Below are 13,432 nucleotides of genomic sequence, written 5' to 3'. Positions count from 1 at the left end.
CCGCGATGCGCCGCGGAGCCAGCCTCGTCCTGCTCGCCCTGGCCGTGTTCTGCGCGGCCCTGGCCCCCCTCCTGCGCTGGTACGCCTTCCCGCGCCTCGCCAAGGTCCCCGCGAACGCCTACCAGACGATGGTCCTCCAGGCACGGGACGCGACCCTCCTGGACTACGGGACGATGACCGCGCGGACGGTCCCCCAGGTGACGATCGTGCAGACCCTCAAGGGCGACGTGGGCGCGGCCGAGGCGATCGGCAGGAGCACCGGGCGCGACGTCGTCGTATGGGACGGCCTCTCCTATGTCGCCGGTCCCGACGGCAAGATGGTCTCCAAGGTGCCCGAGCGGTACATCTTCGACGCGCACAGCCAGGAGCCCGTCCACGCGGCCGGCGAGATGGTCGACGGCGACCCGGTGACCCGCCAGGGCATCGAGTTCAAGTGGCCCTTCCTGACGCAGAAGCGGGACTACGAGTACTTCGACGCGCAGACCCGCACCACGTCCCCCATCCACTACCGGGGCACCCAGGACTTCCGCGGACTGACGGTCTACTACTTCGAGCAGACCGTCCCCTGGACGCGGGTCCCGATGCCCAAGACGATGCCCGTCGCCGGCATCACCCCCGAGACGATCGCCGCCACCGGCACCACCCGCTGGTACACCACCGTCCGCAAGTTCTGGGTCGAACCCGTCACCGGCGCCCCCGTCTACGGCGAGGAGATCCACCAGGAGGAACTGCGCGGCGGCACGCTCCTAGGGGGCCGCGCCAAGGTCACCGCGTTCGCCGGGGACGTCAAGATGCGCGAGGACTACGTCGAGCACACCGTCGCCCTGGTCAAGCACAACCGCACCCTGGTGCTGCTCCTGGTGTCGTACCTGCCCTGGGGCTGCGTGACCCTGGCGGCCCTCCTCCTGGCCCTCGCCCTCTGGCTGGAGGCACGCGGCCGCCGCCCGGGACCGCCCACGCGCGCGCGGGAGCCGTCCCCGCAGCCGGTCACCGCCTGAGGCGCGCGTTGGTGTGCCGGGTGGGCTCGGCGGCGGCCGGGTCCTCGGGCCACGGATGCTTCGGGTACCGCCCGCGCAGCTCGGCCCGCACGCCCTTGTAGCCGTCCTTCCAGAAGGACGCGAGATCGGCGGTCACGGCCGCGGGCCGCCCGGCGGGCGACAGCAGATGCACCAGCAACGGCACCCCGGCGACCTTAGGCGACTCCTCCAGCCCGAACATCTCCTGGAGCTTCACGGCGAGCACGGGCTGAGCGGGGTCGCCGTAGTCGATCCGCACCCGTGACCCGCTGGGCACGGCGATCCGCTCGGGCGCCAGCTCGTCCAGCCGCCCGGCTTCTCCCGACGCCCAGGGCAGCAGCCGGTTCAGGCCGTTCCCGGCGTCGATCCGCCGCAGCTCCTGCCCCCGCCGACAGCGCCCCAGCTCCGGCTCCAGCCACTCGTCCACGCGCGCGTAGAGCGCGTCGTCACCGACATCCGGCCAGGGCTCGCCAACTCGCCTGTGCAGAAAGGCGAGCCGCTGCCGCAACAGCACCGCCCCCTCGGACCACCGCAGCATCCGCAGCCCCTCCACCCGCAGCCCCTGAAGGAGCGCGGCGCGGACGAGACCGGCGTCGGCGTCCCTCAGGGGCCGCGCGCTCAACTCGACGGCCCCCAGCCGCTCCACACGCCGGGCGACGACGTCCCCGTCGGCCCAGTGGACCTCCTCCCGCCGCTGGAGCAGCGCGCCCGCGGCTTCGCGGGCGACGTCCTCGTCGACGACCGCCGCCAGCTGCACGCGCGCGAGGCCCTTCCCGACGGGACGGTCGGCCACGGCGACGGCCAGCCAGGGGGCCGAGCGCAGCGGCGAGGCCTCGGGGAGTTCGGCGCGGGTGCCGGAGAGCATGAGGTGGCTGGCGCCGGTGAGCCGGGCGAGGCGCTCGGGGTGGGCGAGGGCGGTGACGAGACCGGCCGCGCGTTCGTCGGTGGGGGTGCGGGTGTCGGTTCCGGAGGAGCCGGAGGGGGCTGCGGGCTGGGCGGCGGCGCTTCCTGAGGGCTGCGTGAACTGTGCGGCGGCGGTGCGCAGCCGTCGTACCTCCGTGCGCCAGCGCGCGCTGTAGGCGTCTCCTGAGCGGCGGGCGGTGCGCAGGGCCGCGGTCAGGTCGGGGCCGTACTCGCGGGGGACCTCCTCGCTCAGGAGGGCCACGACCTCGGCCGCCCGCTCCGCGCCGACCGCCGCCGTGCCGTCCAGCAGGGCCCTGCCCAGGCGGGGGTGCAGGCCCAGCCTGGCCAGCCGGAGGCCGCGTTCGGTGGCCCGGCCCGCTGCGTCGACCGCCCCGATCGCCGTCAGCACCTCCCGCGCCGCCGCCATCGCACCCGCCGGAGGCGGATCGAGCAGTGCCAGAGAAGTGGCCTCAGGATCGCCCCAGCAGGCCGTCTGGAGGGCGAACGCGGTGAGGTCGGCCAATCTGATCTCGGGCGCCGGAAAACGCGGCAGACGGGCGTCCTCGGCCTCGGTCCAGCAGCGGTAGACGGAACCCGGCGCCTCACGCCCCGCCCGCCCGGCCCGCTGCCGCCCGGCCGCCTGCGACGCCCGCACGGTCGCCAGCGCGCTCAGCCCCCGCGCGTGATCGACGCGCGGCTCCCGCGCCAGCCCGCAGTCCACGACCACCCGCACCCCCGGAACCGTCAGCGACGACTCCGCGACGGAGGTCGCGAGGACCACCCGCCGCCGCGCGCCAGGGACGAGCACCGCGTCCTGGACGGCGGCCGGCGCCCGACCATGCACCTGGAGCACGTCCACGTCCCCGAGCCCGCCCAGCTGCCCCGCCACCCGGGCGATCTCCCCGACCCCGGGCAGAAAACACAGCACGTCCCCCGCCCGCTCGGCCAGCGCCCGCCGCACCACCGCCGCCACATGCCCGAGGAACACCGGATCGACCCGCGTCCCGTGCGCGGCCCGCACCACACGCGCGGGCGGCGCCCACACGGTCTCCACGGGATACGACACCCCCGCCGCCTCGACCACCGGCGCCCCGCCCAGCAGCCGCGCCCACCCCTCGGCGTCGGTCGTCGCGGACGCGGCCACCAGCCGCAGCTCCGGCCGCAGCGCCTCCCGCACGTCCCACAGGAACGCCGCCGCCGTGTCCGCGTCCAGATGCCGCTCATGGCACTCGTCGAGCACCACCACGTCCACCCCGGCCAACTCCTGGTCCCGCTGGAGCCGTTGCAGCAGCACGCCGGTCGTGACGACCTCCACGCGCGTGCGCGGGCCGACGACCCGCTCCCCGCGCACGGTGAACCCGACGCTCTCCCCGGGCCGCTCGCCCAGCAGCCACGCCATCCGCCGCGCGGCGGCGCGGACGGCGATCCGCCGGGGCTCGGCGACGACGACCCGCCGCGCGGGCCCGCCCCCGACGAGCCCGGCGAGCGCCAACGGCACCAGCGTCGTCTTGCCGGTCCCCGGCGGCGCGACCAGCACAGCGGTGCCGTGCCCGTCGAGAGCGCGGGCGAGCGCGGGGAGGGCGGCGCGGACGGGGAGGGCGTCTAGGGCGTCGTGGCGGATCACGGGCCTAGTGTCGTACGGCGGTGAAAACGCGCACTACGCGCGCGGGTGGGGTGGTAGCGGGTAGTTCGTGTTTCTACCCGATGCATCAATTGATGCATCGCTCGCAGTCCCGTTCAGTCCCGTTCGCAGGTGAAGATCGCCGTTCCCGGGATGAGGTTTCCCCTCAGGGGGGACCAGCCGCCCCACTCCGAGGTGTTCCAGGACGGCCACTCCGGTTCGGTGAGGGCGGTCAGGCGGAAACCGGCGGTGACGATGTCGCGGACGCGGTCGCCCAGGGTGCGGTGGTGCTCGACGTAGACCGCGCGGCCGTCGTCGCCCTGTTCGACATAGGGGACGCGGTCGAAGTAGGAGGAGGTGGCGGTCAGACCCTCGGGGCCGGGCTCGTCGGGGAAGGCCCAGCGGACGGGGTGGGTGACGGAGAAGACGAAACGGCCGCCGGGGCGCAGCACGCGCCGCACCTCGCGCAGCACCAGGACCGGGTCGGCGACGAACGGCAGGGCGCCGTACGCGGAGCAGGCGAGGTCGAAGGAGGCGTCGGCGAAGGGGAGGGCGCCGGCGTCGGCGCACACCAGGGGGAAGCCGGAGCCGATGCGCAGGGCGTGCTGGAGCTGGCGGTGGGAGATGTCCAGGGCGACGGGGCGGGCGCCTTGGGCTGCGAGCCAGCGCGAGCACTGGGCGGCGCCGGCGCCGATCTCCAGGACCGCGCGGTCCTTCAGTCCCTCGGCGGGGCCCAGGAGTTCGGCCTCGACCTCGTCGAGCCCTTCGGGGCACCACACGAAGCGGTCGTCGCCGAGGAACGTGCCGTGCTCGACCTGGTACTCGTCCGCGTTGCGGTCCCACCAGCCCCGGTTGGCGCGGGCGCTCTCGGCGGTCCCGGCGGCACGCCGGGTGGCCTCGGGCTCGGGATCGGCATCGTGGCCGTACGCGGAAACGGTGGACTCTTGGATGATCGGCTCCCTCGTCGTACTCTTCCGTAACTTCTCCGGAGCGGAGCCCGTCGGGGAGGGTCACGGAAGGGGTCTCACGGGCCTGCGTGGCCTCAAGAGACGTTTCTTGCGCCGGGTATGGGGCGATCCGCCCCCGGTGTGCGTCTTCGTGCATTGACCCTGTCCGGCTGCACCCGTATGCTACAAGTTGCGCTGCGGGCCTGCGTACCTCAGACAGAGCAGGCGCGCTCGCATCTGTTGTATGTCCCCTCGGTTCTCGAGGCGTCGTTGCCGATCTCTGGCGGGGCGTTTCTTTGGCTGTCCGGCTTCTTCAGAGCGATAACGGGCTCCCGGCGTAGCAGTACCTACGACTTCAATGTCCGTACCGGAGCCCTTTCCCACATGACGAGCAGCACCGAGACCACCGCCACCACCCCGCAGGTTGCGGTCAACGACATCGGTAACGAGGAAGCCTTCCTCGCCGCGATCGACGAGACGATCAAGTACTTCAACGACGGCGACATCGTCGACGGCGTCATCGTGAAGGTCGACCGGGACGAGGTCCTGCTCGACATCGGTTACAAGACCGAAGGTGTCATCCCGAGCCGTGAGCTCTCGATCAAGCACGACGTCGACCCCAACGAGGTCGTCGCCGTCGGTGACGAGATCGAAGCCCTTGTTCTCCAGAAGGAGGACAAGGAAGGCCGCCTGATCCTCTCGAAGAAGCGCGCCCAGTACGAGCGTGCCTGGGGCACCATCGAGAAGATCAAGGAAGAGGACGGCATCGTCACCGGTACCGTCATCGAGGTCGTCAAGGGTGGTCTCATCCTCGACATCGGCCTCCGCGGCTTCCTCCCGGCCTCCCTGGTCGAGATGCGCCGTGTCCGCGACCTCCAGCCGTACGTCGGCAAGGAGCTCGAGGCGAAGATCATCGAGCTGGACAAGAACCGCAACAACGTGGTCCTGTCCCGCCGTGCCTGGCTGGAGCAGACCCAGTCCGAGGTCCGCCAGACCTTCCTCACGACCCTCCAGAAGGGTCAGGTCCGCTCCGGCGTGGTCTCCTCGATCGTCAACTTCGGTGCCTTCGTGGACCTGGGTGGCGTCGACGGTCTGGTCCACGTCTCCGAGCTGTCCTGGAAGCACATCGACCACCCCTCCGAGGTCGTCGAGGTCGGCCAGGAGGTCACGGTCGAGGTCCTGGACGTCGACATGGACCGCGAGCGCGTCTCCCTGTCGCTGAAGGCGACCCAGGAAGACCCGTGGCAGCAGTTCGCCCGTACGCACCAGATCGGCCAGGTCGTCCCCGGCAAGGTCACGAAGCTGGTTCCGTTCGGTGCGTTCGTCCGCGTCGACGAGGGCATCGAGGGCCTGGTCCACATCTCCGAGCTGGCCGAGCGCCACGTGGAGATCCCGGAGCAGGTCGTCCAGGTCAACGACGAGATCTTCGTCAAGGTCATCGACATCGACCTGGAGCGTCGCCGGATCTCGCTGTCCCTCAAGCAGGCCAACGAGTCCTTCGGCGCCGACCCGGCCTCGGTCGAGTTCGACCCGACCCTGTACGGCATGGCCGCGTCCTACGACGACCAGGGCAACTACATCTACCCCGAGGGCTTCGACCCCGAGACCAACGACTGGCTCGAGGGCTACGAGACCCAGCGCGAGGCCTGGGAGCGCCAGTACGCCGAGGCGCAGACGCGCTTCGAGCAGCACCAGGCGCAGGTCATCAAGTCCCGCGAGGCCGACGAGGCCGCTGCGGCCGAGGGCGGCGACGCGGCGGGTGCGGCTCCGGTCGCGTCCGGCGGCTCCTACTCCTCCGAGGGCCCGGACACCTCCGGCGCGCTGGCCTCGGACGAGGCGCTGGCTGCCCTGCGCGAGAAGCTGGCGGGCGGCCAGAGCTGACCGCTCACCGCTCAACCGGCGCTCACTGAGCGGTAGTTGTTGACTGAAGGGCCGTACCTTTCGAGGTGCGGTCCTTCAGTCTTCTGGTGCATCCGGCCAGTCACGGGAATGCGGGGGACCGCCCGTTCGTTGTCCTCTGTGAACACGAGGAGGAGCGGTCCAAGTGCTTGATCCGCAGGGTTTGTACGCATGGGAGCCGAAGGGGCTGGCGGTCGTCGACATGGCGCTGGCCCAGGAGTCGGCCGGACTTGTCATGCTCTACCACTTCGACGGGTACATCGACGCCGGCGAGACGGGCGACCAGATCGTGGAAGGCCTGCTCGACGCGCTGCCGCACCAGCTCGTCGCCCGCTTCGACCACGACCGGCTGGTCGACTACCGCGCCCGCCGCCCGCTGCTCACCTTCCGCCGCGACCGCTGGCACAGCTACGAGGAGCCGGCCATCGAGGTCCGCCTCGTCCAGGACGCCACGGGAGCGCCGTTCCTGCTGCTGTCGGGCCCTGAGCCGGACGTCGAGTGGGAGCGGTTCGCCGCCGCCGTCCAGCAGATCGTGGAGCGCCTCGGCGTCCGGCTGTCGGTCAACTTCCACGGCATCCCCATGGGCGTCCCGCACACCCGCCCCGTCGGCCTCACCCCGCACGGCAACCGCGCGGACCTCGTCCCCGGTCACGGCACCGCCTTCGAGGAGGCCCAGGTCCCCGGCAGCGCCGAGGCGCTCGTCGAGTACCGCCTGATGGAGGCCGGCCATGACGTGCTGGGCGTCGCCGCCCACGTCCCGCACTACATCGCCCGCTCCACGTACCCGGACGCCGCCCTGACCGTCCTGGAGTCCATCACGGCCGCCACCGGCCTCGTCCTGCCCGGCGTCGCCCACACGCTGCGCACGGAGGCGCACCGCACGCAGACCGAGATCGACCGCCAGATCCGCGAGGGCGACGCCGAACTGACCTCCCTGGTCGAGGGGCTGGAGCATCAGTACGACGCCGTCGCCGGCGCCGAGACCCGCGGCAACATGCTCGCCGAGCCCGTCGACATCCCGTCGGCGGACGAGATCGGGCGCGAGTTCGAGAAGTTCCTCGCGGAGCGGGAGGGGGAGGGCTGAGGGGCCCTTCCTGAACCCGCCTCCCTCTGGAGGCCGAGTGCTTTCCGCGCGGTACGCACAGCCCGAGGGCCCGCTGTCAGTGGCGGGCCCTAAGCTTTCGCTCATGCTGACAGTGGGGCTGACCGGTGGGATCGGGGCCGGCAAGAGTGAGGTGTCGCGGCTGCTCGTGGAGTGCGGCGCCGTGCTGATCGACGCGGACCGCATCGCGCGGGAGGTCGTGGCGCCGGGGACGCCCGGACTCGCCGCCGTCGCCGAGGAGTTCGGCAGACTCGGGGAGGAGGTGCTGGCCCCCGACGGCAGCCTGGACCGCCCGAAGCTCGGCTCGATCGTCTTCGCCGACCCCGAGAGGCTCAAGCTGCTCAACTCGATCGTCCACCCCCTGGTCGGCGCCCGCTCCCGCGCACTCCAGGAGGCGGCCCCGCCGGACGCCGTCGTCGTCCATGACGTCCCCCTCCTCACCGAGAACGGCCTGAAGGGCCTGTACGACGTCGTCGTGGTCGTCGACGCCTCGCCCGCCACCCAGCTCGACCGGCTGACCCGGCTGCGCGGCATGACCGAGCAGGACGCCCGCGCGCGGATGGCGGCCCAGGCGGCGCGGGAGGAGCGGCGGGCGATCGCGGACGTGGTGATCGACAACGACGTGCCGCTGGAGGAGCTTCAGCGGCGCGTGCGGGAGGTGTGGGAAGGGCTTCGGGGACGGGCCAGGGAAGGGGCGAGCGGGGAGTGAAGAGGGCTGTGCGCAGGGGGTCCGCAGGAATAGCGGGTCCCGTGCGGGGCGTTGAACCGTCTCAGCGAGGGAAGGACTTTTCCGTGCCCGAAACCAGCGGTTCGACCGGACGTTCTCCGGAGACGTACGTCATCGACTTCCGCGCCGCGGAGCAGCTCCTCGCCGCACGGGATCCGCGCGGCGCGGTGAAACTGCTCGACGGCGTCATCGCCGCGCACCCCGAGAACACCGCGGCCCGGCTGCTGCGCGCCCGAGCCTTCTTCGCCGCCGCCCAACTGCGCCCCGCCGAGCTGGAGTTCACCATCGTCCTGGAGCGGGAGCCGGACAACGCCTACGCCCACTTCGCGCTCGCGCGCACCTATGAGCGACGGGGGCTGCGCGAGCAGGCCAAACGTCACTTCAGGCTCGCCGCGGCGCTGGACCCGAATCCGGAGTATCTGAAGGCGGCGCGGTTCGACACGTAAGGGCGCCGTACCGGGGTGCTCAGGGGTGGCGGTGTTCCGGGGGCCGGTAGGGCGGGACGTCCCGGCCCGGCTGGTAGTGCGGCCCCTGGTGGATGTGGTGCAGGACGACGAGGAAGTCGACGGTCGCGACCAGCCACAGCACCCCGCAGGCCGCCGCCCACCCCGGCCGCCCCACCAGGGCGAACGCGGCCGTGCCGAAGACCGCCCACGCCAGGCCCCACAGGCTCAGCCACAGGCGCATCCGCAGCGCGCTGCGCGCGGTCGTCGGCTCACTGCCCGTACGCATCCTCGATCACATTCCTTCTTGAAACGTACTCCGTGGCCGTAGCGTTCTCCAGAGGCCCGCTTCGAGCGGCCGAATCGCTTCTTGTCTCGCGGAACGGGGTGTGCTCATGGAGGACGGCGTGGCGGTGCTGTCGCAGGCCGACGAACTGGTGGAGGCGATGCTCGACCTCGGGGTGCCGCATCAGGACATCGCGGAGCCTCTGCGGCTCGCCCGGCAGGTCGTGGGTGATTCCGAGACGCGGGAGGTTCTGGAGCGGTCCGTGGCCGTGCTGACCGACCGGATGGGCGAGATTCGCGGGGGCATCGAGCTGCCGCGCCATCCCGGCGCCTCGCATGCGCTCGCGCGGTGGTTCCCGTTGTACGTGTTCATCGCCGCGTTGCCGGCCGCGCGGGCTTATCACCGGGAGCGGGGGGTTCCGGACGAGGTCAGCAGGCGGACGTTGCTCGATGTCGGGCGGGGGGTTGCCGTGCATCGGCGGTGGCATGGGACGGGCGGGATTCTGACGGCTCGGTGGCTGTCGATGCATCTGCATGGGGAGATTTATCAGTTGGGGCGGTTGCAGTTTCAGCGGGGGTGGGTGGGGGAGGGGTTGGCGGGGGCGGTGACTGGAGCTTCCGGGGCTTCTGAGGCGTCCGGGGTTTCTGGGGTTTCCGGGGCGTCCGGTGAGGGCGGGTCGTTGCTCGGGGAGCGGGAGTTGGCGCTCGGGGTGCATGTGCCGGACTTCATGGGGCCGTTGAGTCCGGAGCTGCTCGATCGGTCGTTCGCCCGTGCCCGGGAGTTCTTCGCGCGGTACTTCCCTGAGGAGCCGTATCAGGTCGCTACCTGCCGGTCCTGGCTGCTGGATCCGCAGTTGCGGCGGTATCTGCCGGGCGACTCCAACATCGTCCGCTTCCAGGATCGGTTCGATGTGGCTCATGTGCCGGAGAAGCCCGAGGACTTGACGCCGGTCCGGTTCGTCTTCGGGTCGCCGCAGCTGCCGTTGGACGAGCTGCCGCGGCGGACGGTGCTGGAGCGGGCGGTGGCGGATCATCTGCGGGAGGGCGGGCATTGGTATGAGGCGGAGGGGTGGTTCGGGCTTCAGGGGTGAGGGTGGGGTTGGGGAGGGGTGCGGGTCGGGCGTCCTGTCGGTGACGCCGATGTCCTGTCGGTGGCGTCGGTGTTCTACGGGGCGGGCCCGGGGTCCTGTCGGCGGTACCGGCGTCCTACGAGGGTGGTGTCGGTGTTCTGCGAGGGCGGGCCCGGGGTTCTGTCGGTGGCGACGGCGTCCTACGGGGGCGGGCCGGGGTCCTGCCGGCGGCACCGACGTCCTACGAAGGCGGCGTCGGCGTCCTACCGTGGGCGTATGCGTCCCCAAGATCCGCTTCCCCTGGACCTCCTCGACGAGCGGGTCTCCGAGTGCCGGGCCTGTCCTCGGCTGGTGGCCTGGCGGGAGGAGGTGGCGCGGGAGAAGCGGGCGGCGTTCAGGGGCTGGACGTACTGGGGGCGACCGGTGCCGGGGTTCGGGCCGGCGGACGCGCGCCTGCTGGTCGTCGGCCTCGCACCGGCCGCGCACGGCGGGAACCGTACCGGGCGGATGTTCACCGGGGATCGTTCCGGGGACGTGCTGTATCAGGCGCTGTATGACGTGGGGCTGGCCTCGCAGCCGGAGTCCGTGCGGGTCGGGGACGGGCTGGAGCTGTACGGCGTGCGGATCACCGCGCCGGTGCACTGCGCGCCGCCGGAGAACAAGCCGACGCCGGGGGAACGGGATGCGTGCCGGCATTGGCTGGTCGAGGAGTTGGGGTTGCTGCGGCCGACTGTGCGGGCGGTGGTCGTGCTGGGGGCGTTCGGGTGGCAGGCGGTGTGGCCGGCGTTGGCGGGGGCGGGGTGGGAGGTGCCTCGGCCTAGGCCGGGGTTTGGGCATGGGGTGCGGGTGGGGGTGGTGGCGCGGGGTGGGGGCGGCGGGGGGTTCGGTGTGGGTGGGGTGGCTGGTGGTGGGGCTCGGGTGTCCGGCGGTGGGGCTGGGGTGACCGGCGCTGGGGCTGGTCAGGCCGGGGAGTTGGAGGTGTTCGGGTGTTTTCACGTCAGCCAGCGGAACACGTTCACGGGGAAGCTCACGCCGGAGATGCTGCGGGAGGTGCTGGGGGAGGCGGCGGAGGCGGCAGGGCTGCCGCGTGTCCCCAGGACGTGACGGGCGTTCCCATCTCGGTGGCTCGGTGGCTCGGTGGCTCGGTGGCTCGGTGGCTCGGTGGCTCGGTGGCTCGGTGGCTCGGTGGGCCGGTGGCTCGGTGGGCCGGTGGGCCGGTGGGCCGGTGGGCCGGTGGGCCGGTGGGCCGGTGGGCCGGTGGGCCGGTGGGCCGCTTGCCCCGTAGGGGCGTCCGCTTCAAGCGGCGTTCCCGGAATCCCGGGCGCGGAACAGAGTCGCGTCGGCGGAGTTCGGCGAAATCGGGGTGAGCGGCGTTCGGCAGCCCGGCTAAGGTGCGGCGGATGAGCCTCTATCCGGAGATCGAGCCGTACGACCACGGGTTGCTCGAAGTCGGGGGTGGTAATCGCGTCTACTGGGAGAGCTGCGGGAACCCTCGGGGGAAACCGGCGTTGGTGCTGCATGGGGGGCCGGGGAGCGGGTGCGGTCCTTATTTTCGGCGGCTGTTCGATCCTGTGAAGTATCGGATCGTCCTGCTGGATCAGCGCGGCGCGGGGCGGTCGACTCCTCGGGCCAGTGACCCCGGCACCGACATGAGCGTCAACACCACCGGCCACCTCATCGCCGATCTGGAGCTGCTGCGGCGGGAGTTGGGGATCGGGCGCTGGCTGGTGTGGGGGGTGTCGTGGGGGTCGGTGCTCGGGCTGCGGTACGCGCAGACGTACCCCGGGGTGGTGTCGGAGCTGGTGCTGACCGGGGTGGCGACCGGGTCGGACGCGGAGGTGGGGCTGCTGACCCGTGGGCTCGGGCGGATCTTTCCCGAGGCGTTCGGGGAGTTTCTCGCCGGGCTGCCCGAGGGGGAGCGGGACGGGAATCTCGCGGCGGCGTACAACCGGCTGCTGGAGTCGTCCGATCCGGCGGTGCGGGAGCGGGCGGTGCTGGCCTGGACCGACTGGGAGACGGCGATCATCCCGGCGCCGCCGCGTTCCGTCGAGCGGTTCCAGGACCCGGAGTTCAGATACTCCTTCGCCCGCACGGTCACGCACTACTTCGGCAACGGCCACTTCATGCCGGACGGGGTGATCCTGCGCGAGGCGCACCTCCTCGCCGGCGTCCCCGGCACCCTCGTCCAGGGCAGCCTCGACTTCGGCAACCTCCTCGGCACGGTCTGGCGGCTCCACCAGGCCTGGCCCGGCAGCGAGTTGGTGCTCGTCGACGATGCCGGGCACAACGCGGGGGCGCCGGGGGTGGGGGAGGCGCTGGTGGCGGCGACGGACAAGTACGCGCGGGGCTGGGGGGCGTAGAGGGGGCCGTCGTACTCGGAAGGGGCGGCGGGCGGTGGCACGTCAGCCGCCCTTCCCGAGTACGACGCCCTCGCGGATTCGCCCTCGCGGATCGGCGGGCGGCGAACCCGGCATCGTCCGCCTTGACTCCGGCCCCTCGGCTCACTTCTCTCCACCGGCCCTGACGTCCCCCGCACGCGCTGCCGCCCTCGCAGCCCGGGCGTCCCCCTCACGCCCCGCTGCCCCGGCGCCCCGGCATCCCCCTCACACCTTGCCGCCCCCGCAGCCCCGACGTCGCCCTCATGCCCCGTCGCCCTCCGCCGCCCCGGCGTCTCCCTCCCCAAACAAATGCCGCAAAGTAGACCGATGGTTCGTGCGGACGTGGTCCAAAGCGTGAGTCCTCGCCCTGTCCGGGTCGCCGGAGGCGATTGCCCTGTACAAGTCTTGGTGTTCCGCCAGGAGTTGGGGCCACTCGTCGTTCTGGTGGGTCAGCCAGCGCAGGCGGCCCGCCACCGGGTCCATGACGGAGATGAGGAGGCTGTTTCCGGCCATGGTCAGGATGCCGTCGTGGAAACGGGTGTTGATGTCGGTGATGGCCTCGGCGTCGGCCTCCTCCATCGCCCTCGCCGCCTCCGTCAGCAGCCCGCGCAGCGCCGCCAGGTCCGCCGGCGTCGCCCGCGCCGCGGCGAGGCCGGCCGCGTAGACCTCCAACGCCTCGCGCAGCTCGAAGAGTTCGTGCACGTCCGCGGCGGTGAGCCGGCGGACGACCGCGCGGCGGGCGGAGGCGAAGTGCACGAAACCCTCGGCCACCAGCGCGCGGACCGCCTCGCGCACCGGTACCCGGGAGACCCCCAGCCGCTCGGCCAGCTCCCGTTCGACGAGCCGGTCGCCGGGGGCGAGGCGGCCCGCGATGATGTCCTGCCGCAGTGTGCCGAGGACGCGTTCGCGGGTGGCGCCGAGGGGTTCGGTGGCCGGTGCGTGCTGAGTGGTGGAGCCCATGGGGTCATTTTCGCCGACGGGGGAGCGCTTTCGGCGGGGGTGCTTCAGCGCGGCCCCCTGTGAGGCCGCCGCGGAGTCGTA

General features: G+C 72.2%; 12 protein-coding genes. 8 read left to right on the top strand and 4 right to left on the bottom strand.

All coding sequences use genetic code 11. The features are described from left to right. Positions 1 to 5 precede the first annotated feature (5 nt). A complete protein-coding gene (pgfA, locus tag ACYUD3_RS17100; protein WP_470970355.1) occupies positions 6 to 998 on the top strand; it encodes a cell envelope lipid trafficking protein PgfA in 993 nt (330 codons plus the stop codon). Here the strand turns inward: pgfA and hrpB are convergent. Together hrpB and ACYUD3_RS17090 are read right to left on the bottom strand one after the other, a co-directional pair. Then, the gene (gene hrpB, locus ACYUD3_RS17095) at positions 988 to 3,543 is read right to left on the bottom strand and encodes an ATP-dependent helicase HrpB (RefSeq protein ID WP_470970353.1); all 2,556 of its coding nucleotides are present in this window, start codon (positions 3,541 to 3,543) and stop codon (positions 988 to 990) included. The two genes, pgfA and hrpB, sit on opposite strands and share 11 nt — an antisense overlap. A gap of 113 nt (positions 3,544 to 3,656) precedes the next feature. Further along, positions 3,657 to 4,493, bottom strand: coding sequence for a class I SAM-dependent methyltransferase (locus ACYUD3_RS17090; RefSeq protein ID WP_470970958.1), 837 nt, complete (start codon positions 4,491 to 4,493; stop codon positions 3,657 to 3,659). Positions 4,494 to 4,871: 378 nt separating this feature from the next. On the opposite strand from ACYUD3_RS17090, the gene rpsA reads away from it, so the two are divergent. The 4 genes from rpsA (at position 4,872) to ACYUD3_RS17070 (ending at position 8,661) form a co-directional block, all read left to right on the top strand. Next, the gene (gene rpsA / locus ACYUD3_RS17085) at positions 4,872 to 6,368 is read left to right on the top strand and encodes a 30S ribosomal protein S1 (protein WP_470970351.1); all 1,497 of its coding nucleotides are present in this window, start codon (positions 4,872 to 4,874) and stop codon (positions 6,366 to 6,368) included. 163 nt (positions 6,369 to 6,531) lie between these two features. Continuing rightward, positions 6,532 to 7,470 carry a PAC2 family protein gene (locus ACYUD3_RS17080; protein WP_470970349.1) on the top strand — a complete coding sequence of 313 codons (939 nt, stop codon included), beginning with the start codon at positions 6,532 to 6,534 and terminating at the stop codon, positions 7,468 to 7,470. 103 nt (positions 7,471 to 7,573) lie between these two features. Further along, complete coding sequence (gene coaE, locus ACYUD3_RS17075; protein ID WP_470970346.1) at positions 7,574 to 8,197, top strand: dephospho-CoA kinase; 624 nt, start codon at positions 7,574 to 7,576, stop codon at positions 8,195 to 8,197. 83 nt (positions 8,198 to 8,280) lie between these two features. Then, on the top strand, positions 8,281 to 8,661 hold the full coding sequence (locus ACYUD3_RS17070; RefSeq protein ID WP_470970344.1) for a tetratricopeptide repeat protein: 381 nt from the start codon (positions 8,281 to 8,283) through the stop codon (positions 8,659 to 8,661). A 19-nt stretch (positions 8,662 to 8,680) separates the two neighbouring features. Here the strand turns inward: ACYUD3_RS17070 and ACYUD3_RS17065 are convergent, their stop codons facing one another. Next, complete coding sequence (locus tag ACYUD3_RS17065) at positions 8,681 to 8,947, bottom strand: DUF6343 family protein (protein ID WP_470970341.1); 267 nt, start codon at positions 8,945 to 8,947, stop codon at positions 8,681 to 8,683. Between the two features lie 106 nt (positions 8,948 to 9,053). Here ACYUD3_RS17065 and ACYUD3_RS17060 point away from each other — a divergent pair, with 106 nt between their 5' ends. The 3 genes from ACYUD3_RS17060 (at position 9,054) to pip (ending at position 12,373) form a co-directional block, all read left to right on the top strand. Then, the gene (locus ACYUD3_RS17060) at positions 9,054 to 10,034 is read left to right on the top strand and encodes an acyltransferase domain-containing protein (RefSeq protein ID WP_470970339.1); all 981 of its coding nucleotides are present in this window, start codon (positions 9,054 to 9,056) and stop codon (positions 10,032 to 10,034) included. A 255-nt stretch (positions 10,035 to 10,289) separates the two neighbouring features. Then, positions 10,290 to 11,117: a uracil-DNA glycosylase gene (locus ACYUD3_RS17055; protein ID WP_470970337.1), complete on the top strand. Its 828-nt coding sequence runs from the start codon at positions 10,290 to 10,292 to the stop codon at positions 11,115 to 11,117. A 296-nt stretch (positions 11,118 to 11,413) separates the two neighbouring features. Further along, the gene (pip, locus tag ACYUD3_RS17050) at positions 11,414 to 12,373 is read left to right on the top strand and encodes a prolyl aminopeptidase (RefSeq protein ID WP_470970335.1); all 960 of its coding nucleotides are present in this window, start codon (positions 11,414 to 11,416) and stop codon (positions 12,371 to 12,373) included. 279 nt (positions 12,374 to 12,652) lie between these two features. Here the strand turns inward: pip and ACYUD3_RS17045 are convergent, their stop codons facing one another. After that, positions 12,653 to 13,351: a GntR family transcriptional regulator gene (locus ACYUD3_RS17045; protein ID WP_470970332.1), complete on the bottom strand. Its 699-nt coding sequence runs from the start codon at positions 13,349 to 13,351 to the stop codon at positions 12,653 to 12,655. Between the last annotated feature and the right edge of the window lie 81 nt (positions 13,352 to 13,432).

This window comes from Streptomyces sp. AMJ-169, assembly GCF_055597585.1.
Note: the sequence above shows the minus strand (reverse complement) of the source record. Positions and strands in the feature narration are given on the sequence as shown.